This is a genomic window from Mycobacterium sp. NPDC051804 (assembly GCF_044452905.1).
Taxonomy (GTDB): Bacteria; Actinomycetota; Actinomycetes; order Mycobacteriales; family Mycobacteriaceae; genus Mycobacterium.
This window is the reverse complement of sequence record NZ_JBITCD010000002.1, coordinates 1,028,848-1,052,960: the sequence shown is the minus strand read 5'-3', so window position 1 is coordinate 1,052,960 and position 24,113 is coordinate 1,028,848. Positions and strand designations below refer to the sequence as shown.

The 24,113-nt window shown below is 63.1% G+C and carries 19 protein-coding genes and 1 other RNA gene; 14 read left to right on the top strand and 6 right to left on the bottom strand.

Going from position 1 to position 24,113, the window contains the following annotated elements; translation table 11 throughout:
* The first annotated feature begins 6 nt into the window (after nucleotides 1–6).
* Genes ACIA48_RS10775 through ACIA48_RS10765 form a run of 3 tightly spaced genes read left to right on the top strand, consistent with a single transcriptional unit; the run spans nucleotide 7 to nucleotide 2,120 of the window.
* Entirely contained in the window at nucleotides 7–621 is a 615-nt protein-coding gene (locus tag ACIA48_RS10775) for a nuclear transport factor 2 family protein (RefSeq protein ID WP_396730518.1), read from the top strand.
* A gap of 7 nt (nucleotides 622–628) precedes the next feature.
* Nucleotides 629–1,267, top strand: coding sequence for a TetR/AcrR family transcriptional regulator (locus ACIA48_RS10770; protein ID WP_396730516.1), 639 nt, complete (start codon nucleotides 629–631; stop codon nucleotides 1,265–1,267).
* A gap of 16 nt (nucleotides 1,268–1,283) precedes the next feature.
* Nucleotides 1,284–2,120, top strand: a complete 837-nt coding sequence (locus ACIA48_RS10765; protein WP_396730514.1) for an SDR family NAD(P)-dependent oxidoreductase — start codon at nucleotides 1,284–1,286, stop codon at nucleotides 2,118–2,120.
* Here ACIA48_RS10765 and ACIA48_RS10760 read toward each other — a convergent pair.
* From ACIA48_RS10760 to ACIA48_RS10750, 3 genes are read right to left on the bottom strand one after another with little or no spacing between them, the layout of a single operon-like run.
* The gene (locus ACIA48_RS10760; protein ID WP_396730512.1) at nucleotides 2,109–3,320 is read right to left on the bottom strand and encodes a sulfotransferase family protein; all 1,212 of its coding nucleotides are present in this window, start codon (nucleotides 3,318–3,320) and stop codon (nucleotides 2,109–2,111) included. The two genes, ACIA48_RS10765 and ACIA48_RS10760, sit on opposite strands and share 12 nt — an antisense overlap.
* Nucleotides 3,317–4,372 (bottom strand): hypothetical protein, encoded by a 1,056-nt coding sequence (locus ACIA48_RS10755; RefSeq protein WP_396730510.1) that lies wholly within the window; start codon nucleotides 4,370–4,372, stop codon nucleotides 3,317–3,319. The genes ACIA48_RS10760 and ACIA48_RS10755 overlap by 4 nt, the downstream gene beginning before the upstream one ends.
* 56 nt (nucleotides 4,373–4,428) lie before the next feature.
* A complete protein-coding gene (locus tag ACIA48_RS10750) occupies nucleotides 4,429–4,893 on the bottom strand; it encodes a hypothetical protein (RefSeq protein ID WP_396730508.1) in 465 nt (154 codons plus the stop codon).
* A gap of 211 nt (nucleotides 4,894–5,104) precedes the next feature.
* Here ACIA48_RS10750 and ACIA48_RS10745 point away from each other — a divergent pair, with 211 nt between their 5' ends.
* The 3 genes from ACIA48_RS10745 to ACIA48_RS10735 all read left to right on the top strand — a co-directional run bounded on the left by ACIA48_RS10745 (nucleotide 5,105) and on the right by ACIA48_RS10735 (nucleotide 8,416).
* Nucleotides 5,105–6,298 (top strand): acyl-CoA dehydrogenase family protein, encoded by a 1,194-nt coding sequence (locus ACIA48_RS10745; RefSeq protein WP_396730506.1) that lies wholly within the window; start codon nucleotides 5,105–5,107, stop codon nucleotides 6,296–6,298.
* Nucleotides 6,291–7,457 (top strand): acyl-CoA dehydrogenase family protein, encoded by a 1,167-nt coding sequence (locus ACIA48_RS10740; protein WP_396730504.1) that lies wholly within the window; start codon nucleotides 6,291–6,293, stop codon nucleotides 7,455–7,457. Before ACIA48_RS10745 ends, ACIA48_RS10740 begins: the two co-directional genes overlap by 8 nt.
* Before the next feature lie 107 nt (nucleotides 7,458–7,564).
* Entirely contained in the window at nucleotides 7,565–8,416 is an 852-nt protein-coding gene (locus tag ACIA48_RS10735; RefSeq protein ID WP_396730502.1) for a maleylpyruvate isomerase family mycothiol-dependent enzyme, read from the top strand.
* An 11-nt stretch (nucleotides 8,417–8,427) separates the two neighbouring features.
* Here the strand turns inward: ACIA48_RS10735 and ACIA48_RS10730 are convergent, their stop codons facing one another.
* Nucleotides 8,428–8,919 carry a universal stress protein gene (locus tag ACIA48_RS10730; protein ID WP_396730500.1) on the bottom strand — a complete coding sequence of 164 codons (492 nt, stop codon included), beginning with the start codon at nucleotides 8,917–8,919 and terminating at the stop codon, nucleotides 8,428–8,430.
* 174 nt (nucleotides 8,920–9,093) lie between these two features.
* Here ACIA48_RS10730 and ssrA point away from each other — a divergent pair.
* The 3 genes from ssrA (at nucleotide 9,094) to ACIA48_RS10715 (ending at nucleotide 14,807) form a co-directional block, all read left to right on the top strand.
* Nucleotides 9,094–9,462, top strand: a transfer-messenger RNA (tmRNA) gene (gene ssrA / locus ACIA48_RS10725).
* A 533-nt stretch (nucleotides 9,463–9,995) separates the two neighbouring features.
* Complete coding sequence (locus ACIA48_RS10720) at nucleotides 9,996–11,588, top strand: adenylate/guanylate cyclase domain-containing protein (RefSeq protein ID WP_396730498.1); 1,593 nt, start codon at nucleotides 9,996–9,998, stop codon at nucleotides 11,586–11,588.
* Nucleotides 11,589–11,636: 48 nt separating this feature from the next.
* Nucleotides 11,637–14,807 (top strand): ATP-binding protein, encoded by a 3,171-nt coding sequence (locus tag ACIA48_RS10715; RefSeq protein WP_396730496.1) that lies wholly within the window; start codon nucleotides 11,637–11,639, stop codon nucleotides 14,805–14,807.
* Nucleotides 14,808–14,956: 149 nt separating this feature from the next.
* Here the strand turns inward: ACIA48_RS10715 and ACIA48_RS10710 are convergent, their stop codons facing one another.
* Nucleotides 14,957–15,109, bottom strand: coding sequence for a hypothetical protein (locus ACIA48_RS10710; protein WP_396730494.1), 153 nt, complete (start codon nucleotides 15,107–15,109; stop codon nucleotides 14,957–14,959).
* Nucleotides 15,110–15,401: 292 nt separating this feature from the next.
* Here ACIA48_RS10710 and ACIA48_RS10705 point away from each other — a divergent pair, with 292 nt between their 5' ends.
* From ACIA48_RS10705 to ACIA48_RS10695, 3 genes are all read left to right on the top strand, one after another.
* Nucleotides 15,402–17,354 carry a serine/threonine-protein kinase gene (locus tag ACIA48_RS10705; RefSeq protein WP_396730493.1) on the top strand — a complete coding sequence of 651 codons (1,953 nt, stop codon included), beginning with the start codon at nucleotides 15,402–15,404 and terminating at the stop codon, nucleotides 17,352–17,354.
* Nucleotides 17,355–17,565: 211 nt separating this feature from the next.
* On the top strand, nucleotides 17,566–17,997 hold the full coding sequence (locus ACIA48_RS10700; RefSeq protein WP_396730491.1) for a hypothetical protein: 432 nt from the start codon (nucleotides 17,566–17,568) through the stop codon (nucleotides 17,995–17,997).
* A gap of 900 nt (nucleotides 17,998–18,897) precedes the next feature.
* A complete protein-coding gene (locus ACIA48_RS10695) occupies nucleotides 18,898–19,674 on the top strand; it encodes an SDR family NAD(P)-dependent oxidoreductase (RefSeq protein ID WP_396730489.1) in 777 nt (258 codons plus the stop codon).
* Nucleotides 19,675–20,034: 360 nt separating this feature from the next.
* Here ACIA48_RS10695 and ACIA48_RS10690 read toward each other — a convergent pair whose 3' ends face one another.
* A complete protein-coding gene (locus ACIA48_RS10690; RefSeq protein WP_396730487.1) occupies nucleotides 20,035–20,259 on the bottom strand; it encodes a hypothetical protein in 225 nt (74 codons plus the stop codon).
* An 801-nt stretch (nucleotides 20,260–21,060) separates the two neighbouring features.
* On the opposite strand from ACIA48_RS10690, the gene ACIA48_RS10685 reads away from it, so the two are divergent.
* Together ACIA48_RS10685 and ACIA48_RS10680 are read left to right on the top strand one after the other, a co-directional pair.
* Nucleotides 21,061–22,104, top strand: coding sequence for a methyltransferase (locus ACIA48_RS10685; protein WP_396730485.1), 1,044 nt, complete (start codon nucleotides 21,061–21,063; stop codon nucleotides 22,102–22,104).
* Between the two features lie 231 nt (nucleotides 22,105–22,335).
* A complete protein-coding gene (locus ACIA48_RS10680) occupies nucleotides 22,336–24,105 on the top strand; it encodes an NAD(P)/FAD-dependent oxidoreductase (RefSeq protein WP_396730483.1) in 1,770 nt (589 codons plus the stop codon).
* Nucleotides 24,106–24,113 lie beyond the last annotated feature (8 nt).

Here is a 24,113-nt window from a genome sequence, read left to right as displayed (position 1 = left end):
ACAGCTATGAGCGATAACCTATCCCGGGCAGAACTCAAGGACTTCTGGGCCGGTTGGCTCGAAGTGAATCGCGAAGCGGAGCGGGCCGGCGACTGGGGGATACTGGCGGACTCCTACCTGGAGGACGCCACTTACGGCTGGATGTTCACCCCCGACGAACACTTCATGGCGATGGGTCGCGACGAGATCCGTAGCTGGGCGGTGGGCACCGAAATGGAGGGGCTGGACGGCTGGCACTACGACTACATGGCGACCGTCCTCGACGAGGAGAGCGCCATGATCGTGGGCTTCTGGAAGCAACGCTCGGGCCTGGCCGGCGACGACGGACACGAGTACGAAATCCGCGGCATCGGCGGCAGCTGGTTCGGCGTCGCCCGCGACGAGACGGACGGCAAGATCCGCATCGCATGGCAGCGCGACTGGTTCGACCTCGGGTCGACCGCGCACACCTTCATCGAGGTCGCGAAGTCCGGGAAGGCACCGCAGGCATTCCTGGACCGCATCGGGATCCCCATGATGGACATGCCGGGCCGCTACCGCTATGCCGATTTGCCCTCGACGCTGTGGCCGCCTCCGGTGGAGAGTGGCGAGTTCGTCACCCAGAATCCGCTCGGCCAGTGACGGTTCCGTGAGCGAGCAGGTCGAAAAGCGGCGGGGTCCCCGCAGCGACGTCGACGTGCGCGAGCTGATCCTCGACGTCACCGAGGCGATGGCCGGCGACACCAACCCCGACGCCGTTTCGCTGCGCGCCATCGCCCGCGAGGCGAACGTCGCCCCGCGCGCTCTGTCGTACCACTTCGCGAGCAAGCGCAGCTTGCTGGAGGCGGTGCTGCGCCGTCGCTCGGGCTCGATCTCCGAGAGCATCATGGAACGTCTGATCCCGCTGCGAGACCGGAAGGGCTCCATCACCATTCGCGAGGCGGTGGAGTCGCTGATATTGCCGATCGTCGAACTCATCGAGCGTGAGCCCCTCGCTGGAGTGCGCTGGATGCGTATCTATCTGACGTTCAGCAGCACCGAGGACCCGTCCTGGGGAATCGACCCCGAGGTGGCGCACCTGTTCTTCGAGCTCGCGGGGCGGGCATTGGGCACCGTCGACGACGGCGCCCGCCGCCGTGTGGCGCTCGGCTTGTCGGGAATGCTCGAAACGCTGTCGCGCGTCGATCAGCCGAGCTACGGCCGACCCCTCCGAAAGTCGGTCCTCGACCCGGACTTCGTCGAACAGCTGATCGTCTTCACCAGCGCCGGCATTGCCGGACGGATCTGAAATAGAAAGGGAAACAGTGACGTCACGATCACTCGAGGGTCGAGTCGCGGTGGTCACGGGTGCCAGCCGGGGGATCGGGGCCGCGATCGCGCACCGGTTCGCCTGTGAGGGTGCCGTGGTCGCCGTGGCCGCCAGGAGCCTGGACGACATCGCCCAGGGGAGCACCCCGGGCACCTTGCGCGAAACGGTGTCACAGATCGAGGTGTCCGGTGGACGCGCGGTGCCGTTCCACGTCGACCTCAACTCACCCGAGTCCCGCGCGGATCTGATCGATCGCGTCGTCACGGATCTCGGACCGATCGACATTCTGGTCAACAACGCCGCCACGGCCGCCTTCACACCGTTCCCCGATATCACCGAGAAGCGCCTACGGCTGGTCACCACGCTGAACTACTTCGCGCCATTCGACCTGTGCCAGCGGGTGATTCCGTCCATGCGTGAGCGCGGCGGCGGCTGGATTCTCAACATCAGCTCGCTGGCGGGGGAGATACCTGCGACGCCACCGCCGGACCCCACCTACCACTTTCAAGGGACCGCGTACGGGGCGTCGAAAGCGGCGCTGAACCGGCTGAGCGAAGCGCTGGCCACCGAGTTCTACGCCGACTCGATCGTCGTCAACGCGCTACTGCCGGCGAAGGCCGTGATGACCGAGGGGGTGAAAGCCTCGATCCCGCAGGATCTCGTGGAGGCCGAGGGTGTCCTCGAACCGATCGAGGCCATGGCCGAGGCCGCGTTGGCGTTGTGCACGGGTGACCGCGATGGTCTCAACGGCGGCGTCTACAAATCGCTCGCCCTGCTCGAGCAACTCGCGCGTCCAGTCCGCACGCTCGACGGCAGGGTACTAGCGACCTAGGAACGCGAAGCGCGCGCGTAGCTCCTCCGGGTCGAGCCCGAAGTCTTCCGGCTCGTAGCGGTGGGTTCCGGCGGCGTTGCGTGGATGCGCCGCATGGTAATTGGCGATGAACTCGTCGAGTGCGGCAGGTGCAGGCATCTCGGCGGCGGTGTAGATCTTGTCGAGAACACTCGCGGTGTCGTCGATCAGCTCCCGGTAATCGACGTCGATCAGCGTGACGCCGTCGCATTCGGGTGAGAAGCGGAACTCGGTCGCCCGCCGGAACCACAGTTCACTCTGATCCGCCTGTCGACGGCCGACGTCGACGGCGTCCACCTCGTCGCTGTAGGTTGACTGGTACACAGCGAACAGGCTGGCCCCCGAGGCGATCGTCGCGACGATGTCGCGGTGGATCTGAATCACGATGGCCCCGGGGAACTCTCGCGCAATGTGCCGAAGCTCGGCGGTGTGCGCCGGAGCCTTCAACACGAACCGGCGGTCGTCGTCAACGGCAAGCAATTGCAGCGCCTCGCGGTAGCGCGCATAGGAATCACCGAGGTTTTCACGCGCCAGCCACGCCGCATAGGAGGGAAGGCGCATCAGCGAGGTGAAACCCCAGTTGCGCATATCGGTGCCCATTCCGAGGACGCATTCCTCGGCCAGCGTGGGGCCGGACGGGTGGACGAAGGCCATATCGGGATTCAACGTGTGGAGCAGTTCGCTTCCGCCCGTGGTCAATTCGGGACCGGCGTTGGGCGCCGCGTCGGCGAACAACCACGGCGCGGCAAGTTCGGCGGGGATTTGTGCGTGCAGCCGCGGGTCCCCGGCGAGCAGCCGGAACAGGAACGTCGTGCCGGTGCGCCAGCCGCCCACGATGAAGATCGGCGGCGCCAACGATGCTGCGGCACGCGTGGGGTTGTCCTCCCGCCATGCCGCGATCTTCGCCCCGGCCGTCAGCCTGCCGATCGCCGTCTGCAATGCCATTCGTGCGCCCACCGCGTTCAGTCGAGCGTCCTCGGCCGCCGAGATCAGGAACGCCTCCAGCCCGGTACGCCACCCTTTCGCGAAATGCGTGTCGCGGATCTCACCTCGGGCGGCCACGCGTTCCAGGACCGCGTCGGGATCCAGTTGGTAGCGCTCGGGCCGGCTCACGCGGTCCTGTTCGGCGGCCGCGTAGATGGCGAGCGCGGACTCGGTACGCGCCGACGGTTGCCACGTCATGCGAGAGACACGACGCGCACGTCGGGAAGTTCGGGTTCGGATTCAGGCTGCAGGAATCGCATCACGAAGATCCCGAACGCCCGCCCCTCGGTGTCCAGCCAGTCGTGCCCCTCGATGCCCGGATCGCGTCCGGCGAGCGCGAATCGGAAGCGTCCGTCGGCGACGATGGCGTTCGCGGCGGTTCGCGACACAGTGCGGTTGCGGTAATCCAAGGAGTTCAGAAACCTGCTGTACAGCACGATGTTCCAGTGCCTGCACGGCACCAGCGGGCCGTCGAGCAACAGGCATTCGTCCGGTGCCAACGACCACGAGCCACGCAGGTAGTGGATTCCGGGCTCGGTGAACGCCGCACCGCCGGTCATCGCGGACCAGTGGCGCACCGAGTTGGTGTGCGCGAGGTCCTCGGCTGCGGACATCTCGAACGCGCGCGGCACCTGCGAGATGAACGCGCCGAGCCGCGACAGGTCGCGCGCGAACTTTGCGTCGTCGGGTGCGGCGGCCGGCGCAGGGGGTTCGAGTCTTTCGATCCGGCACGTGCCCGGGTCGACGGGCGCCTGCTCGGTGTGGACGTAACGCACCCACACCGACGATGTCCCCTCAGGGATCTCGACCTCGACAGGCGTCGTCCCCGGCTGCCGGGTCAGCGTGACAACGAAGTTGCCCTCGCCGTCCACCGCGAGATCGTCGGTGTCGATTCGCGCCACCGCCGACGCGTCGGCGATTCCGCGACCAGCATACGCCGTGATCGATTGATACACCGACGATCCGACGTTGCCGGTGATGCGATAGCCGGTCCCGTCACCGATATCGGTGATCCAGTAGCGGTAGTCGGGGTTGTCCATGAAGAACTTCTGGCGCCATCCGTTGAATGGCGCGAGTTCCGGTGTGTCGCTGGTGATTTCGAACCGGCCGAGCAGATTGTTGACGGCTCGGAGCAATGCACGCTGGCCGTCTGTGCGCTCGGCTGGATCGAGATCGCGCGTGGACTCGTCGAGGTGCTTTCCGGCGGCCTCAAGCCCGGCGACCAGATTCGCCCAACCCGCTTCGGTCACGACGGGAGTTTTGCCGACACCCTTCGGTGTGTCAACGCTCTCGCCGGATGGATCGCCTAGCTGGCGGGAGCCAGTTGAGGCGCTGCGGCAGGAACGGGGCGAGCGACGCGGTCGGCGTCAGGACGCTGCTTGCGATCTTCCTTGGCGACTCGGCGCGCGAGAATGCGTGCCTGCCGATTGGTGATGGCGTGGTTCTTCGCGGCGAGCAGGTCGAGTTGCCGCCAGCTGAGCCCGTCGAGGTCGCCGTCGGCGTCGTGAGTGGCGATGACGACGCATCCGCGCAGCAACGGCACTGTTCGTGCGCTGAAAGTCGATGACGCCATGAGCAATTCAGTGGCGATCGTGTTGGTCTGACGCTGGCACTTCTGCGGTGACGCGGAGAACCAGAAGTCGAATTGCCGGTCTGCGGTGGTCAGGCAGTTCAGGCTATGAGTGGCGACGAGCTTGTCGATATCGGCCTTGGAGTAGGCGCGGGTTTCATAAACGAGGCCGTTCGGGCTGCAGTAGAGGACTGTGTGCATTCGAATCTTCCATTCCACTCTTTCTTTATTTTTTAGAGGTGTGGCGAACCACATCTCCTTGTTACTCCTGTTACCCGTGTGACAACTGAGACAAACCTTAATAACAAATGCGAAACGTCCCGTTTGGCAATCGGCGGCCCCGAACCCCCGTGCGGGCGCTATCGGGGGCCGGTGAAACTCGACGGGTGTCGAGTTCCTATCGTGACTGGTTATGAGCAATGACGCTGATGCCGAAAAGGTCGCCGACCTGGCACGGGGAGTGGTCACCGACCACGATCCGAAAAAAGCACCGGTCCAGGAGTATCTGGGCGCCTGCTATGACGCCGGTTTGTCCTGGGTCCACTTCCCCGAGGGCCTCGGCGGGCTCGGGGTCTCCCGCGGTCTGCAGGCCGTCGCCGATCGGATCTTGCAGGGTGCGGGCGGACCGGTACCGCTCGGGCTCAATCCGATGGGCTATGGCATGGCCGCGCCGACAATTCGCGAGCACGCGCAGACCGAGGACGTGAAGAGTCAATGGCTGCGGCCGCTGGCTACCACCGAGGACCTCTGGTGCCAGCTGTTCTCCGAGCCCGGCGCGGGATCTGATCTCGCCGGCTTGGCCACCTCGGCGGTGCGCGACGGCGACGACTGGGTCATCAACGGCCAGAAGGTGTGGACAAGCCTGGCTCACCGCGCCCGCTGGGGCCTGCTGCTGGCCCGCACCGACCCGGACGTGGCCAAGCACAAGGGGTTGACCTACTTCGTCATCGACATGCACGGCGCGGGCGTCGAAACCCGTCCGCTGCGTCAGATCACGGGGCAGGCCGAATTCAACGAGGTCTACTTCACCGACGCACGCATCCCCGACAAGCACCGCCTCGGCGAGGTGGGCAACGGCTGGAACGTCGCGATGACGACGCTCATGAACGAGCGCACCGCACTCGGCGGCAGCGGCAGCAGACGGGGCGCGGGCACCATCTCCGACGCCACCGCGCTGTGGGCGTCACGCCCTCAACGCCACACGCCGGTGTTGCGGGACCGGCTCACGCAGCTGTGGTTGCGTTCGGAGGCTCAACGACTCACCTCGGAGCGTTCGCGCGCGGCGGCGACGGTCGGCGGCCCGGGTCCGGAGGGCTCGATCGGCAAGCTGGTCGGCGCCGAGCTGAACCAGCACATCTACGAGTGGTGCATGGATTTCCTTGGGCCAGAAGGACTTCTGTACCGCGGTTACTCGCAGGGCGCGCCTACCGGTGAGCGGGATTGGCAGGGTCCCATTCAGCAGAAGTACTTGCGCAGCCGCGCGAACACAATCGAAGGCGGGACGTCGGAGGTGATGCGCAACATTCTCGGCGAGCGCATTCTCGGACTGCCCGGCGATCTGCGTGCCGATGCCGGCATGCCGTGGAAGGAGATTCCTCGTGGCTGACATCACGGGCGAGTACAAGTTCAGCGACGAGCAGAACCAGCTGCGCGCCGCGGTCCGCAAGTTCAGCGCCGACCACTTAGCCGAGGACAAGATCCGGGAGCTGATGGACTCCGACCCGCCGTTCGACCCGAAGGTGTGGGCCCGGCTCGGCGCCGAACTCGGTGTGCTCGGCCTCTCGGTGCCCGAGGCTGACGGCGGCGTCGGTGGCACGCTCGTCGATCAGGCGGTGGCCATCGAAGAGCTCGGCGCACAGTTGGGGACCGGGCCGTTGTTCGGCACGGTGTACCTTGCCATCCCTGCACTGGTCGCCGCGGAGTCCGGAGCCGCACGCGACGAGCTGCTCGGCGACCTCGTCGAAGGTCGCCGCACCGCAGCGGTCGCCGTCATGGACCGCGCAGGTGTCTTCGATCCGGACGCCGTCTCGGTGACCGTTGAGGGTGACACGGTGTCGGGCACGGTTACCCAGGTCGTCGACGGCGGCATCGCCGATGTGCTGCTGGTGGCCGCACGCGGGTCCGATGGGGTTGCGCTATACGCCGTCGACACGACGGCGGACGGGGTGGAGCGCACGGCCCTCGCCACGCTTGACCAGACCCGCTCTGAAGCGAACATCACCTTTATCAAGACACCGGCGACGCTGATCGCCGGAGCCGGTGAGACGCAGCGGGTCCTCGACCATGCGCTGCAGGTCGGCGCGGCACTGCTGGCGGTCGAGCAGGTGGGCGCCGCCCAGCATCTGCTCGACCTGTCAGTCGAATACGCGAAGACCCGGCTGCAGTTCGGTCGGCCGATCGGGTCGTTCCAAGGTGTGAAGCATCGGCTCGCGAATCTGCTCGTGGACGTCGAGCACGCCAGATCGACTGCGTATCACGCGATCTGGGCGCTTAGTGACGGATCCGACGACGCGGCGTTGTCGACGAGCATTGCGCAAGCGGTCTGCTCGGCTGCCCTCAGCCACGTCGCCACCGACACCATCCAGGTGCACGGCGGCATCGGGTTCACCTGGGAACATCAAGCGCACCTCTATTACAAGCGCGCCACCACCAATGCGGTGCTCTTGGGCAGCGCAGAGGAGCATCGGGACCGGGTCGCGACGATGGTGCTCGACAGCGCCACCGCCGACAAGGTGCCGTGGGTGGCCGACGGCACCGCGGTCTGATCTGACTCCACCCCCTTGGACGCGAGCGTGCGTGTCTGCGACCGACATGCCGGTCGCGAGCACCATTTCGCGCACGCTCGTGGGCCGCGAGGGCTAGCGTCGGGCCGGTGAGTAGCCCCTCGCGCCCCGTGACCGTGCTCGACAAACCAGCCGTCCTCGCCGGACTCTTCGAGGTATGGAGGGATCTCGACGCGCTGGTCGACGAGCTCGGCGAGAGTCAGTGGGAGACGGCGACGTCGCTGCCTGGCTGGAACGTGCACGACGTGATCGCCCACGTGGTGGGCACCGAGTCGATGTTGCAGGGCGTGGACACCCCAGAGGCCGACATCGATGTGTCGACCCTCGAGCACGTCCGCAACGACATCGGCGTGATGAACGAACGCTGGGTGCGCAAGCTGCGAGACCTGAGTGCAGCCGAGTTGCTCGAGACGTTCCGTTCAATGACGTCCGACCGGCGAAAGGCGTTGTCCGAGCTGTCCAATGCGCAGTGGAACGATGTCGGGTTCACCCCGGCCGGGCCCGACAGCTACGGCCGTTTCATGCGGGTGCGCATCTTCGACTGCTGGATGCACGAGCACGACATCCGCGATGCCATCGGAGCGCATGCCAGCGCCAGTGAGCTCGTCGGCCCCGCAGCCGACCTCGCACTGGAGGAAGTAGCGGCCAGCATGGGCTTCGTCGTCGGCAAGCTGGGCGGAGCCCCCGACGGTTCGCGGGTGTCCCTCGAGCTGACGGGACCGCTGGGCCGCACGATCAACGTCGCAGTCGAAGGCCGGGCGAAGGTGGTCGACGATTTCGGCGACGACGATCCGACGTCGACGATCCAACTCGACGGTCTGCTGTTCACGCGGTTGGCTGGCGGACGGGTGCCACTCGCCGAGCATGCGGACGCCATCAGATATGGCGGCGACGAGGCCGTGGGTAGGCGCGTCGTCGAGCACCTCAATTACGTGATTTGAGCGGAGTCGTCCTAGTCCGCGGTGTGGACGATCAGGATGTCGACTTTTGCTTTGCGGGCGACCTCTGAGGGAACCGAACCGATGAGACGTCCCGCAGTGGTGTTCAGCCCCACACTGCCGACCACGAGCAGATCTGCGTTGACCTCGTCCGCCAGTTTCACGAGTGCGTGGACGGGTGCACCGGTCACGGCCCGCTCCACGACATCTTTCGCGCCAGCGGCCCTCGCGCGGTCAGCGGCATCCCGAAGAATCTCGTATGTGGGGGCTTCGCCGTGCAACTTGTACTCGTCGCCTCCGAGGGCGTCGGCGGCGCGTGGATCACTCGCGTGGTCGTGCGCTGGTGCCCTCGACCAGCTTCCTTTTTCGGCGGCGGTGGGAGTGTGGGCGCTCGCGATGATCAGCGTCGCGCCTTCTTGCGCCGCGAAGGCGCCTGCCCGCTCGACCGCACGCAGGGACGTGGCTGAGCCGTCTGTCCCGACCATCATGGTCCGATACCCGCCCATAGCAGACTCCTTGCGTCGGTCGCGACGACTCGACACTACGACGGTCGCGTCGTCATTTACCGGGAATTGCGACACGGAGGCCGCCCGTGATCTAGCTGGGACTATTTATTCGCTGGCCTGCGTTGAGTCGACCGGTAGAATGAAGTGTCCTGCTGATGGTCAGCGGGGGTGCGAGGGGCTGAACGGTTTCGACTTCGCGCATCGAATCAAGGGAAGCGTGCCGGTGCAGGCAAGAGACCACCGTAAGCGTCGTTGCAACCAATTAAGCGCCGATTCCAATCAGCGCGACTTCGCACTCGCTGCCTAAGCGACTGTGAGTCCGTCAGACCGGGAGAGCCCTCGACCCGGACCCTGACGTCATCTAGAGGGATCAACCGATGAGTTCGGTCGCGGGACTCATCGGGACATCAAACAGCGACTGGGATCGTCATCCTGACTTGTTCGCGTGATCAGGAGATCCGAGTAGAGGCATAGCGAACTGCGCACGGAGAAGCCTCGAGGGAATGCCGTAGGACCCGGGTTCGATTCCCGGCAGCTCCACCGGACGAGACGGGCCAGGACGAAAGTCCTGGCCCGTCTGTCGTTTCATCAACAACTCATCAACGTTGCAGCCTAAACATGCCGCCATGGCATCGCTTGGGCGAGCCAAGCGCAAGAACGGCACAGAGTACGTCCAGGTGCTACTGCCTCCATGGCAAGCAGACCAGCACCAGCTTCGAGGACCTGCCGTCTGCTACGAGGTTCAAAAATGCTGGTCGAGAAGTTCGGTCCTCGGGTATGACCTCGCAGTTTGAGATCGGAATGAATTACGATGTCGCGCTCACGATGAGGCGACGCATGATTGGCGACACGCAAGTCCCCGTTCAGCGCGTACCGCGTCTCGGAGAACACGTAAGCCGAAGAATCGACAGCTCCTCGGTGAAGATCACCAGCATGAGTCTGGGGTGGGACTGTCTCGAAACGACGACAAACTTGACTATCGAATTCGGTCTCGAAACGTTCCGTAGCCTGCTGAACCCATAGAGGTGCTGGTGAATTCCGGCGGATTGAAGGGCAGGGAAGCTTAGTCTCCCGGCATGGATCGCATCTGGCAGTGGGCGTGGGATCGGTACGGTGCGAGGTACTCGTGGGTGATCTGGTTGGTTGCGTTTGCAAATCTGCTGGTGAGTTACCTAAGCCTGTCGTTTCTTGTTGTCGCATATGAAAAGTCAAATCGTTTCGTTGACGCCCTCGTGCTCTCTGGTGTCGCCGCAGCGATATTGGCGTTAGTAATAATTCTTCCCGGCAGCCGGACGTTCAGTCTTGGGCAGGCGCGGAGGAAACGGCGTCCTATGGACGATGTGAAGGCACTGGAACAAACTTACAGATGGACTCGTGCAGCGGGTATTCGAGGCATGTGGTCCATGTCGGTTTGCGGTTTAATGTTGCTGCCCATCGTCGGTGTAATCACCGGAGCGAGCGCCTCGCGTCTACTCCAATACGCGGTCGTCGGTGTGACCCTAGGGATTCCCTTCAATGCATTCGGAATGCATTTTTTCTTGGAAGGAGCGGTCCGACCGCTTAGGGGCACCCTTACGGGTGACACCGGCATCGGAGACTCGCTTCCACGAGCTCGTCCGACCTTTGCCGCCTGGGTGGGCATCTCGATGGTGGCCTCTGCGTTCACGTTCACCTTTGTGGGTGCGATGCTTGGGGCAGTGCTGGACCCGGATGGTGGGGTTCCCGCGCTGGCCGTTGTGATCGCAGGTGTAATCACGGCTGGTATCGGGGTGCCCCTCGCCCTGGGTGCGATGACATCGGCTGGCTTGCGTCCGATTCGCGACCTTGCCGAGGCAACTGAACGGGTCGGGGTCGGAGATTACAGCCAGCGGGTGCCCGTAGTTCAGGACGATGATCTCGGCGTGCTCGCCGCATCGTTTAACCGGATGCAGACGGGACTGGCTGAGCGACAACGGCTTCAGGCTGCATTCGGCACCTACGTTGACCCTGTCCTCGCCTCACGTCTCCTCGAACAGGGTGACGATGTCTTCACCGGCGAGCGGCGCGAGGTGACGGTGATGTTCGTCGACATCCGCGACTTCACACCCTTCGCCGAAGCCAACCCTGCCGAAGACGTTGTAGCCCGCCTCAATGCGCTGTTCGAAATCGTGGTGCCTGCTGTGGTCGATGCCGGTGGACACGTCAACAAGTTCCTCGGCGATGGCGCACTGGCCGTATTCGGCGCCCCCAACGATCTCGCGGATCACGCTGACGCCGCGCTGAACGCCGCTGTGTTGATCCACCGTATGGTCGCCGAGCGATTTGGCCAGGAACTTCGGATCGGTATCGGTATCAACACCGGCACAGTGATCGCGGGAACCATCGGCGGCGGAAGCAAGTTGGAGTTCACCCTAATCGGCGATACTGTCAACGTCGCGGCCCGCGTTGAGCAGCTTACCAAGACCACCAGCGACACGATCCTGCTTACCGAGCAGTCCGTCGACGCCCTGACTTCTCGACCACCAGAACTCGTCGACCGGAAATCGCATGCGCTGAAGGGCAAGTCAGCTGCCACACGGGTCTTCGGAATCGAAACTCATGACCATGTCGCGTCAGATTCGACAAATAGGAGCCTCAAGACTTCGTCTCTGACCACTCCCGATATGTCGGACATCGTTGACCAGCAGTGACACGATAGTGACGTGGACCGGGACCGCAGCGGGGGCGGAGGTGAGTTGATGACTGCGATGGGACTCTCGTGCCCGTCGTGCGGCACGGCGCTGCCCCCAGACTCGCGTTTCTGCAACAAGTGCGGCACGCCGACCACACCTGCCCCATCGGCGGAATACAAGCAAGTTACCGTCTTATTCGCCGACGTGGTGCATTCCATGCATATCGCGGCGGCGGTCGGGGCGGAGCGCTTGCGCGAGATCATGGCCGATCTTGCCGATCACTGTGCGGCGGTGGTGCAGCGCTATGGAGGCACAGTGGACAAGTTCACCGGTGACGGCATCATGGCCGTGTTCGGTGCGCCCATGGCGTTGGAGGATCACGCCGTGCGTGCTTGCCTTGCGGCCCTAGGCGTGCAAGACGAAGCCACGCGCCTCGCCGTGGATGTTCAAGACACCGATGGTGTGGACCTACGGCTGCGGGTGGGATTGAACTCTGGTCAGGTGATCGCCGGCGAGATCGGGTCGGGACCGTTCGGTTACACCACCATCGGCGAGCAGGTGGGTATGGCTCAACGGATGGAGTCGGCGGCTCCACCAGGCGGGGTGTTACTCAGCGCGTCCACCGCGCGAATAGTTGAAGGCGCCGCTACTCTCGGCGAGCTCGAGTTAGTACAGATCAAAGGTGCCAAAGAGGGCGCGGCAGCACACCGTCTGCTGGGCATGGTCCGGCATCGGGTGGTCGGCCGCGCCGAGTCGAATCTGGTCGGTCGGGCGTGGGAAATGTCCGCCGTCGAGGGCCTATTGAACCGTGCCATCGACGGCCATGGCGCTGTCGTCGGGGTCGTCGGCCTTCCCGGCATCGGCAAAAGCCGTCTGACGCGCGAGATTTCAACCATGGCCGTTTCGCGCGGTGTGGAAGTGTTCACCGCCTTCTGCGAGTCACACACCAGTCAGGTCCCCTTTCATGTCGTCGAGCAGCTGCTGCGCTCGGCTCTTGGTGTCGAAGGTCTTGACGCGCAGGGGGCGCGCGATCGAGTGCGAGACCGGGTTCCCGAAGCGGACCCCGAAGATTTGGCGCTGTTTTTTGACCTCCTGGGCATTGCCGACCTCGGCACTTCGTTGCCGGCGGTTGATCCTGATGCACGTCGACGACGGTTGACCGCGCTGGTGAACGCCTCCTCGTTGGCCCGTGAAACGCCTGCGGTCTATGTCGTTGAGGACGCCCACTGGATCGATGAGGTCAGCGAGTCGATGCTGGCCGATTTCCTGACGGTGGTCGCGCAGACTCCCTCGCTTATGGTGCTCACCTATCGCCCCGAATACCGCGGCGCCTTAACCCAATTGACTGGCGCGCAAACGATAGTCCTTGCGCCGCTGAGCGATTCAGAAACCGCAGCGCTGATCGGCGAGCTGCTCGGTCCGGACCCATCTGTCAACGCCCTATGCGAGACGATCGCTGAACGAGCAGCCGGTAATCCGTTTTTCGCTGAGGAGATCGTGCGTGAATTGGCCGGACGGGGCGCGCTGGGTGGGGAGCGCGGCGCATACATCTCGACGGCACAGCCTGCCGAGGTGAATGTCCCTGCCAGTCTGCAAGCAACGATCGCCGCGCGCATTGACCGGCTCGACCCGAAAGCGAAACGCACGTTGAGCGCGGCGGCGGTGACCGGCTCGCGGTTCAACATCAACCTGCTGGCTGAACTGGGTGTTGAACCCGTTGTAGCTGATCTGGTGGCGGCCGAGTTCGTTGATCAGGTCAGATTCACCGGCCAACCCGAGTATGTGTTTCACCACCCGCTGATCCGGATGGTCGCCTACGAATCACAGCTCAAATCGGATCGCGCCGAGTTGCACCGCCGCCTGGCCGATGTGATCGAACGGCGCTATGTGGTCTCAGCCGATGAGAACGCCGCCCTGATCGCCGAGCATTTGGAGGCCGCCGGTGAATTGAAGGGCGCCTATGGCTGGCTCATGCGCGCTGCAACCTGGGCGACTAACCGTGACATCACTGCGGCGCGACTGAGTTGGGAGCGTGCCCAAACGATTGCCGACGCTCTGCCCACCGACGACGCCAACCGGGCAGCCATGCGCATTGCCCCGCGCACCATGTTGTGCGCCATCGCCTGGCGAGTCCATACACGTGTGGCAGGCGATCGCTTTGAGGAATTGCGCCATTTGTGCACAGCCGCAGGGGACAAGGCGTCATTGGCCATCGCCATGGCGGGCCTGGTGATGGATCACGAGTTTCAGGACCGCAGGCGCGAGGCGGCAAGGCTGGCGTCGGAAGTCATGGCCATCATCGAGTCGGTCGGTGATCCCACCCTAACGGTGGGCTTATCCCGCACGGCCATCTACGCCAAGGCGATGAACGGCGAGTGGTCTGACGTGCTGCTGTGGTCACAAAGGGTCATCGAACTGGCCGAAGGTGACCCATCCAAAGGCAACCTCATAATCGGGTCTCCGCTAGCGCTTGCCCTGACCACACGGGCTATGGGCCGTTACTGCCTGGGTCGTCCCGGATGGCGCGACGACTTGCAGCAGGCCCTGGCCATGGCCCGCAACGCCGACGCCATGTCCTACGCCGAGGTTGTCGGATACGTCTACACCGGCGTGATACCCAATGGCTTGATTCCCCCAGACGATTCCGCGCTGCGTGAGATTGAGGCTGCCGTTGGGGTTGCCGACCGATCCGGAGATGACTTCGCGGTGACCGTTGCCCGGATGACACTCGGCCTCGCGCTGGTACACCGCCCAGCGGCTGCTGAGCGTGATCGCGGACAGAAGGTTCTGACCGAGGTCAGTGACGTGTTCGTGCGCGGGGGGTGGGGCTTGGACGTCTTACCGATCGTCAACGTGTATGCGGCGCGTGAGAGGGCTGGATGCGGAGATCGCGATGACGCCATAATGCTCGTGCGCGATGCTATCGACCATCTGTTTGGCGGGGGAAGTGTGCTGGCGTGGGGCTTTCCTGCGACCAGTGTTTTGGTGGAGGCTTTGCTGGACCGTGGGGCCGAAGGTGACGTAGTCGAAGCCGAGGCCGCGATCGAGCGGATAGCCGCCGTGCCCGCCGACCCAGGATTCGTCCTGAATGAAATCTGGTTAGTCCGAATGCGCACACTGCTCGCCGAAGCTCGTGGTGACGGCGTCGCCTACCGCGACTTTCGGGATCGCTACCGCGCCTTGGCGACATCGCTGGGCTTCGAGGGGCATATGGCTTGGGCTAAAGCGATGCCATGACGGCGGTTGCCCCCTCGGGGGTGGCGACGGTTCTATTTACCGACGTGAGGGGTCGACTCGTCGGTGGGAGGCCGACGCCGACGCCGACGCCATGCGAGCTGCCCTTGGTACGTGACCGTCATCCCGGCCGTTGCCATACCCGCGTTCAACTATTCGACGCTGAGCAATAGTCCGCCGAGCTCACGCTCAACAAGAGGACGCGGAATCATCGAGCGCGTGATCGTCGGCGCCTCGGCGTTGCCTAATGTGTTGCCCCACACCGGAATCGGAACACAGATGACTGCAACAGTAGGAGCGGTCATCAATTGACCGATGTGTTCCTCCCCAGTCCAGCGATCTCCAACGTTCACGCGTGGCGCGACATCCCACAGCGCGGCGCGTGAGGAACGGAAAGAAATGTTGCAGTATTCCCGCCTACATCTACGTCAATTAACCGGTGTTGTCTAATTACGATTGATGCGTTTTTCGATGTTATTAGTGGGCGAGCGCGCGAACCAAGGCGACGCATTGAAGGCGCATCGTGGTCAACACAAGAACTCTCAGGCATCGGGCACCACAGCGGTTACGATTTAGGCGACCTGATACGAGGTTGCCATGACAGATCCGACTGCCAACCACCCGGCAGAGTTCACTCAGACTCGAACGAAGGCCGACTCCGGCGAAGCAACAGGGGTTCGCACTGGAACGTTCGAATCAGCGTTTGTTGATATCGACCCATCCGCGCCACTCGCTCAGATCGAGGTCGGTCAGCGGCTCGACGACTTTGATCTGCTCATCGAACTCGGCAGCGGCGCATTCGCGCGAGTCTTTCTAGCCCGGCAACTATCGTTGCAGCGACTGGTGGCGGTCAAGATATCCGCCAATCGCGGCCACGAACCACAAACGCTCGCTCAACTTGATCACGATTACATCGTCCGAGTCTTCGACCAGCGGATCCTCCGCGATCGAGACTGGCGGCTGCTGTACATGCAGTATCTGCCGGGCGGGACCTTGCTCGACCTTGGTCGAGCGGTTTTCGCTGCCGAACGGCCGCCCGACTCCGGTCAGGCGTTGCTCGACGCGGTAGACGTCGCACTGGAATCACGCGGCGAGAGCCGGCCCACCGATTCGATCACTCGCGCTGAGCTAGCGACCCTTTCCTGGCCCGAGACTGTTGCGTGGCTGGGGAAACGACTGGCTGAAGCGTTGCACTATGCGAATTCACGGGGCGTCCTGCACCGCGACGTCAAGCTCGCGAACGTCCTGCTCGCCCCCGATGGCACGCCCAAACTCGCAGACTTCAACATCAGCTTCTCTCGCAACGTGTCGGGCGCAAGCCCCTTCGAATATTTCGGCGGCTCACTGTCGTACATGTCTCCTGAGCAGCTCATGGCTTGCCAGCCCGGACACACGCTCGAGGCGGCAGACCTCGATACCCGCAGCGATATCTACTCACTCGCGGTCGTGCTGTGGGAGATCCTGACCGGCATCAAGCCATTTGACGATTCCGCGGCGAAAGCTGCTCGGGCGGGCTCAGCCGAATTGGTCGGTGATACCACGGCGCTGGACCTGATGCTGACTACCCGCGCAGGAGGGGTTTCGTCGGCAGCACTCACCGCCCTTCCCGAGGATTGTCCTGCCGCGCTGCGTCGAGTCCTGCTGAAGGCGCTGAGCGCTGACCGTGATCAACGCTGGGCCTCCGGGGCTGAGCTCGCCGAGCAACTTCAGCTGTGCCTTGACCCTCAAGCTCGCGACTTGGTAGATCCGCCGGCGAATAGTTGGCGGCTACGGCTGCGGCCGTTCTTTGTGCCAATTGCTGTCCTGGCCCCCCTGATCCCCAACCTGCTGGCCAGTGCGTACAACATCCAGCACAATCAGCTACTTATCGTCAGTCGGCTTTCCGAGCAGGCGCAGGACCGGTTCATGCTGATCACCGCTCTGATCAACCTTGTGTTTTTCCCACTCGCCACAGTGGTGCTGCTTTATTGGTGGCGCTACATCATTCTGGTCCCGCGGCACCTGCGACATGGGCCGGCGCCGCCCGCAGAGACATTGGCCCGAGCTCGCCACGACTGTCTTGTCGCAGGCGACCGAACGGTATTCGTCGTGTTCGGCTTGTGGTTGCTGGCAGGGCTGACATTTCCGGTCGCGATGCAGTTCGCCGCGGGTGGACTTCCTGGGAAGTCTGCTATTCACTTCTTCGCGTCGCTCACCGTCTGTGGCGCAATCGCGATCGCGTATCCGTTCTTTCTATTGACCTTCTACATCGTGCGCAGCGTCTATCCAGAATTGGTCGCATACGGACACACGGACGTCGGAGAGGCCGATCAGCTACAAGCGCTCAGCCGTCGACTGTCGCGTTATTTGGCGGTCGCGGCGTCGGTGCCGTTGCTCGGCGTTGTGGCCGTCAGCTTCTTGACCGCCCCCGAGATCGCCGCAGTCATCGTCCCGATCAGGGTGTTGTGTATCGGGGGAATTGCCGGGTTTGTGCTTGCGTACTGGCTATCGCGGCAGATCGAATCCGACATTCGCGCGCTCGAGCGGGTGATTCGTCACCGGGCGCCGTAGAGCTCGCACTTCAGTCCGCTGTGTGCGGCCGCACTGATGGGCAAAGCATGCCCTGATGCTTGACTCTGCGGTCACACCGGATGTGATCGCCGCATGCCGACGCCGCCGCGGAACGATTGAGGCAGAAAGCCTCTATCCTCAGATCGCTCATAAGAGCACCATGGAGGAAGCCTTGCAACGTGACTTATTGGCCGTTCGCACAAGGGGGTTCATGGTGAATAAGAAAATCATTGCCGCAGCAGTTATCGCCGGAGTTCTTGCGTTCGCTCCAGTCGGGTTCGGTGCGCGGGGTGTGGCGAGTGCCGTCCCATCGCCTGGCCTACCGGGCACAGACTTCAAATACTTTGACGACTTGTTGGTGCCCGACTTGGACGGCGTCGACGTCCTCAACATTCCATACTGGAGCCAGCAGGGATGGTACTGGCCAGTCGCCCTGCCGACCGTGCCGGGAGTGACCCTGCCGACCGTGCCCACCGTCCCGGGGGTCACCCTGCCGACCGTGCCGACACTGACCCTGCCGACCGTGCCCACCGTCCCGGGGGTCACCCTGCCGACCGTGCCGACACTGACCCTGCCGACACTGCCGACCGTGCCGACGGTGACCCTGCCGACACTGCCGACGGTGACCCTGCCGACCCTTTGAGGCCGCTAGAAGTCGCTAGTAGGTGCAGCCTCATTCCGTTTGCGCTGCTCGGTGAAAAATCATAAGCGTCGAGCAACCACTCCGGGGGAACGTTCACCCCCGATCCGGTGACCTTCGGCGCCAGCTTCTACAAGACATTTGGCTATAAACGCCCGCCATACACGCTGGCGCAAAACACCGTGCTGATAGGCCCTCCGAAATCGAACCTGTGCGCGTCGGGATCGTTCACGCCACCCGTGAGAACGTTGCCGAAGCCTTGAGTGCCAGAACCGTCGTACTTGTGTTCTCGGGCGGCGATTACAACTCGTATCGGCCTACTTCGGAAGGGCGCACGGCCGGACGGGTTACGTCACCGGTGCCATTGAACCGGTATTCTTAAGGTGCCGACCGTAGCGATTGGCGCCCAGGAGACTCAGCGGTTCTTGAGGCGCGGGACGGGAATCGCCGCGCGACTGGGTGTCGACAAGCGGTTGCGGTTGAAGATCTTGCCAATCAGCGTGCGATCCCATTGGGCCGCAGCTCAATCCTGCCGCTCAATGTGCCTCTGCCGACAAAGAGCGTCACCCAGGTGTTGCACCCAGTCGACGCCACAGAACATTTCGGTCTCAGGCCGAATGTCGATGAAGTCGATGCGTAAGTTAGTGCCCAGATTCAGTGTGCCTTTGAAAGTTTGGCTGCCGAGCGTAGGTTCCGATTCGGTCGACCGCCCGTCGACTGTTGCAGCCGGAGATTGAATCAGCGACATCAGTGTCTTTGATCAGTCCGATCGCGTGCCGCAGTTCGTCGAACTGGCCCGCTTTTCGTTTCATCAATACGACACGCGAAACGGACACGATACGAGACTCTTGAACACGCTTGCAGGTTGCGCCGACTACCGCGCCGACCAAAGGATGGAACCAGTTGACCAACCAAGAACAAGGACGCCTGCGCGGAAAATCCGCCGTGATCACCGGGGCGGCGTTCGGCATCGGTCGGGCGACCGCCGAGCACTTCGCGCTTAAGGGCGCGCGGCTGATCGTTACTGACATCCAAAGTGAGCCGCTCCAGGCTCTGGCCGATGAACTTCGCCGCGCTGACGCGGAGGTCGAGACGGTCGTCGGCGACGTTTCGGTCGAGGCGGACGCGCAGCGGATGATCGGTACGGCGATCGACCGCTTCGGACGGCTCGATGTCCTGGTGGCCAACGCAGGCATCATCCCGCTTGGCGATGCGATGGAGGTGACTACCGCCGGCTGGGACGAGGTGATGGCCATCGACGGCCGCGGCATGTTTCTCACGTGCAAGTTCGCGATCGAGGCGATGCTGCCGACCGGCGGCGGCGCCATTGTTTGCCTCTCCTCGATATCTGGACTGGCCGGGCAGAAGCGGCAGGCGGCCTACGGGCCCGCCAAGTTCATCGCAACCGGCTTGACCAAGCATCTGGCGGTCGAGTGGGCGCAGCGGGGGATCAGAGTCAACGCCGTTGCTCCCGGAACGATCCGAACTGAGCGCGTCAAGCAACTCCCGGACGAGCCGGGCGGCGCGGAATATCTGGCGGAGATCGAACGCATGCACCCGATGGGCCGCATCGGCGAACCCGCCGAAGTCGCGAGCGCCACCGCCTTCCTCGCTTCCGACGATGCCTCCTTCATTACTGGCGCTGTGCTGCCCGTCGACGGGGGATACCTAGCGCAGTAGCGTCCGCATCGATGGTGCGGTTCGGGACCGCTGATGCATGTAAGTGGACACCGTCGGCGTTGTTACCAATCCCAACTTCGCGGTTCGCGTTTGCCTTCACGCCGTCGGACGGTATGCCAGCCGGACCATGCCGGACGCGTACGTCGTCGCCGAGATGAGTTGCAGATGAACGGAAGCTCGCCTGCGTGGAACGGTCGCACGCCTGATCCCCGGATGACGGAATGCACCCACAGCCTCACCTCGTCGACGAGGTCTAGACGCGCGAGTCGGTTTGCAAGCTGCCGATTCCATAGAGGATTAGTCGCCGGAATAGCGCGATTTCAGGTCCGCGACCTCACCGGCGAAATCAGCGCCGAGCAGCTATGAGTTCCACGTCCACGGCTCTACGAGGGTGCGCGAGGCGACGTGTTTGGGCATCGGGTTGATCAGGTCGGCCCACTCGTCGCTCGATTTCGGCCAGAAGTCTGCGAGCTTTTCATAGGCCTTAGGACCGAGGATGAGGGCACCGGCCGCTCTCAATTGAGCGAGGGCGTCGGCCATCCCCAGGTTTGGTGTAAACCATCCCTCCAGGGGATCGATCACCATGTCCGCAATCATATTCGCCGACACCCTCAGCCTGCCCATTGCTGTCCTCCATGTCTCAGCTTCTACAAATAATGACTGCGCCCGCCGCAGAATTCATCGGCGAATGGACGTAAAGGGCTCCTTTTGAATGGATTCGGAGCAGTCGGCCCGATCACATCGGAGACGACGCAGAACGCGGATTAGGACAGATGGCAAAACGACTCCGCGACCGCCGACGCGAGCCTATCGTCAGTGGGTATGAGGCTCGCTGCGACAGCGGCCGTGACGGCGTTCACCGCCGCATCCATTGCGGGGGTGCTTATCGGCGGGCGCGCGGGCGCCAATCCCGCTGCGCCGCAGGCTGGTTCACCATGCTGGGGCATTGAAGGCAGCGGGGCGATGGAGGATGCGCAAACGTTCAGCCCGCAGGGCGAAGTCCTTCTCTGCGTGAAGAATGACCAAGGATCTCAGTGGCAACATCTTGACGGACTCCGGCGACCAGTAGAAACCTGGTTCACCTATGGGTCGGCGCAAACGTTGAACGCTCAAGACATTCTCCCGGCCCTTTCTTGGGTCAGTGCTTCAGGTAGCGCCACCAACATCTGCACCGCGGTCCAAACCCCTTCCGACGGAGGGTCTCCCGTGACGCATACGAACGACACGGGTCAGTACCGCGATTTTCGCCTGATCCCCAATCTGGCGACCTTGACGCTCAGCGGAAATTGCAATTGGCGGAAGGCTTGGCAGCGGGGAGGCTGATCAGGTTCTTCAGCAGGTGCGTTGCACTACTTGTGTTCGACGTCGCAACGAACGGGGGCCAGCATGAAACAGCTCACCGATCAGGACGAGGCTGAGATCCTCGACCTTTTCCTTGGGATGTACTACTTCCAGTTTCTGGCGTCCGCAGTCGAGCTCGACCTGTTCACGTTGCTCTCGCGGTGGCCCGGCCTCACGCGCGAAGAGGTTGCCGAACACTTGAAGCTCGAAATCCAGCCCGCGCGAATTCTCTTGCTCGGCTGCGGCGCTATCGGCCTGCTACGAAAGGAGGGCGATCGCTACTTCAACACGTCAGGCGCGGAGCGGTTCTTCTCGAAGACACAGCCAGCGAACATGGTGCCCGCGGTGCGAATGGCGAACCATATCCAGTTCCGGCCCATGGCGCGTTTTGCGGAGGCGCTCAGATCCAACACCAATGTCGGGCTGGAGGAGATCCCAGGATCCGCACCGAACCTCTATATGCGTCTGGCCGAAAATCCGCCGTTGGAGCAAATTTTTCACGAGATGATGAGCCTCGTTTCTTTCGGGACCGCGGCCTTTCTCGCAGGATCGCTCGACTTGTCGCGTCACCGCAAATTGCTGGACGTGGGCGGTGGTGAGGCCGTGAACGCCACCACTCTCGCGGGCCGGTGGCCTGACCTGCACGTGACCGTACTCGACCTTCCAACAGTTGCCGAGACAACCAATGCTCGCCTTACAGAGCAGGGATTGGCTGAGAGGGTCACAGCGCTTGGCGGAGACTGCTTCTCGGAAGAGTTACCGGCAGGATTTGACGCGATCTTGTTCTCGCGGTTCCTCTCGATCTGGTCCGAGGAGAAGGTTCGTGGATTGCTCGCGAAAGCCGCAAGGGCACTTCCTTCGGGCGCCAGCCTCTATGTCGTCGACGCGCTACAAGACGACGACGAGATGGGTCCACCGTTTGTGGCGCACCTCTGTGCGTACTTTCTGACGCTCGCCTCCGGCGAGGGAATGGCCCGACCATGGAGGGAATGGACGGACTGGCTCGAAGAAGCCGGTTTCACCTCCGTCGCGCGCCAGCCCTTGCCCGGCGGTATGTCCGAATTCCTCATCGAGGCCGTGAGGGTCTAGCGCCGCACACGAACGGCCAGGTCAGCAGTCCAGGTGCCTCTGTCGCAGCCCCGAGACGTCACGAATCGGTAATCACTTCTCGATGCCTAATTGACGCTGAGTGTGATTCGCTCGGATTGCAGCGTTTATGCATCGATTGGTGGGTCAATCCTCCCGCCGGTAGCTCACTCAGCCTGCGTAACTCTGCAGCTCTTGAGTACGCCACCGACACGAATCGAGGAGAGGCACCAAGTGGACGTGCGAGCGCAGGTGTCGCAACTGAACCAAGAGACACGCGCGCTTCTCGCGCAGCGCATCAAATCCCGCCTGTCGCAGGCCGAGGTCCCAGCAGCCAACCACGATGTGAGCATCATCGGAGGCGGCGTCGCCGCGCTGACCTTGGCCTTGGAAATCCGTCGAGCGCGCCCGGTCACGCGCATTCTGATCATCGAGCCGAATAGCTACCCGGCACCTGAGATCACCCACACGGTCGGCGAGTCGACGGTGGAAGTGTCGGCCCACTACCTACGCGACCGACTCGGCCTTGGCGAACATCTGCAGACTGCTCAGCTCCGCAAAATGGGGCTACGGATGTTCTTCTCGGACGACGACAACACCGACATCGCGCAGCGGATCGAACTGGGGAGTTCCTCCTTCGTCCCACAGGTGACGTATCAGATCGACCGCGGCAGGTTGGAGAACGAGTTGGTACGCCGCTGCCTGTCAGCGGGTGTCGACATTGCACACGGGCGGGCGCGATCAGTGGAGTTCGGCACCGACAATCATCCGCACACGATTTCCATTCAGAGCGGGGATGCGATCACCGAGACCACGTCGCGATGGGTGGTCGACGCCTCCGGAAGGAATCGCGCCCTGCCCCGACAGTTGGATCTGAAGCGCACCACCGAGCACCACTGCAATGCGGTGTGGTTCCGCGTCGCTACTGAGATCGACATCGGTAGTTGGAGCGATGACACCGCGTGGCAAGCGCGGCTCGTCGAAGGAGACCGCGCGATGTCCACCAATCACCTGATGGGCGAGGGCTACTGGGTCTGGCTCATTCGCCTTGCATCCGGTGCGACCAGCGTGGGCATCGTAGCCGACCCGATGTTTCACCCGTTCGACGAATTCAACACGCTCGCCAAGGCCAAAGCGTGGCTGCGCACGCATGAGCCGCAGTGCGCTGCGGTCATCGCCGAGCATGACAACCTGATCAAAGACTTTCGGGTCATGAAGAAATACAGCCATAGCGCCACAAAGGTGTTCGACGGCCGTGAACGCTGGTGTCTGACCGGCGACGCCGGGGTGTTCCTGGACCCGCTGTATTCCTCCGGGCTCGATCTGGTCGCGATCGGCAACGGTCTGATCACCGACATGGTCACGCGCGCGCTCGACGGTGAGGATGTCCAGGTCCGCTCACAGATCAGCGACTCGCTCTATCGGTCGCTGACAGATATGTGGCTAGCCGTCTATCAGGACCAGTACACCTTGATGGGCGCGCCGGCGGTCATGTCAGCGAAGATCATCTGGGATGTCGCGTTCTATTGGGGATTCGTCGGATTCCTGTACGCAAACGATCGATTCGTACGCGTCGCAGACGAGCCGGACTTCGTTCCCCACTTGGAGGGACTCATCGCGTTGAGCAACCGCGTTCAGCGATTCTTCCGTGAGTGGGCCACCGTCGAAAAGGGTTCGTCGACAGTCACTTTCATCGACTTGTATGCCCCGTTGAACTTCATGGCGACCCTGCACCACGCGATGATGGGTACTAGTCAGAACTTCACCGCGCAGTTCGAGGCCAACGCCCGATTACTACGTCAGGTGGCCGGTCAACTTGTCGAGACCGTACTTGCGGAAAAGTCTTCGATGTTCGGAGATGACGAGGTCGTGCGCCAAGTGCAGGTATGGCAGCAGGACCCGCTGCTGCGCGAGCTTCGGTCCATCTATCGCCACGATCAAGCGACCAGCCCTGTCAGCGATGACTGGATCGTCGTTACTTCACCAGCGCTTCAATCGAATTGACCAAGAAG

What these genes read in the sequence shown, in the direction of transcription:
- ACIA48_RS10775 (WP_396730518.1), top strand. Translation starts at nt 7, where the DNA reads ATGAGCGATAACCTATCCCGGGCAGAACTCAAGGACTTCTGGGCCGGT.
- ACIA48_RS10760 (WP_396730512.1), bottom strand. Translation starts at nt 3,320, where the DNA reads ATGACGTGGCAACCGTCGGCGCGTACCGAGTCCGCGCTCGCCATCTAC.
- ACIA48_RS10750 (WP_396730508.1), bottom strand. Translation starts at nt 4,893, where the DNA reads ATGCACACAGTCCTCTACTGCAGCCCGAACGGCCTCGTTTATGAAACC.
- ACIA48_RS10745 (WP_396730506.1), top strand. Translation starts at nt 5,105, where the DNA reads ATGAGCAATGACGCTGATGCCGAAAAGGTCGCCGACCTGGCACGGGGA.
- ACIA48_RS10730 (WP_396730500.1), bottom strand. Translation starts at nt 8,919, where the DNA reads ATGGGCGGGTATCGGACCATGATGGTCGGGACAGACGGCTCAGCCACG.
- ACIA48_RS10720 (WP_396730498.1), top strand. Translation starts at nt 9,996, where the DNA reads ATGGATCGCATCTGGCAGTGGGCGTGGGATCGGTACGGTGCGAGGTAC.
- ACIA48_RS10715 (WP_396730496.1), top strand. Translation starts at nt 11,637, where the DNA reads ATGACTGCGATGGGACTCTCGTGCCCGTCGTGCGGCACGGCGCTGCCC.
- ACIA48_RS10710 (WP_396730494.1), bottom strand. Translation starts at nt 15,109, where the DNA reads ATGACCGCTCCTACTGTTGCAGTCATCTGTGTTCCGATTCCGGTGTGG.
- ACIA48_RS10705 (WP_396730493.1), top strand. Translation starts at nt 15,402, where the DNA reads ATGACAGATCCGACTGCCAACCACCCGGCAGAGTTCACTCAGACTCGA.
- ACIA48_RS10700 (WP_396730491.1), top strand. Translation starts at nt 17,566, where the DNA reads ATGGTGAATAAGAAAATCATTGCCGCAGCAGTTATCGCCGGAGTTCTT.
- ACIA48_RS10690 (WP_396730487.1), bottom strand. Translation starts at nt 20,259, where the DNA reads ATGGTGATCGATCCCCTGGAGGGATGGTTTACACCAAACCTGGGGATG.
- ACIA48_RS10685 (WP_396730485.1), top strand. Translation starts at nt 21,061, where the DNA reads ATGAAACAGCTCACCGATCAGGACGAGGCTGAGATCCTCGACCTTTTC.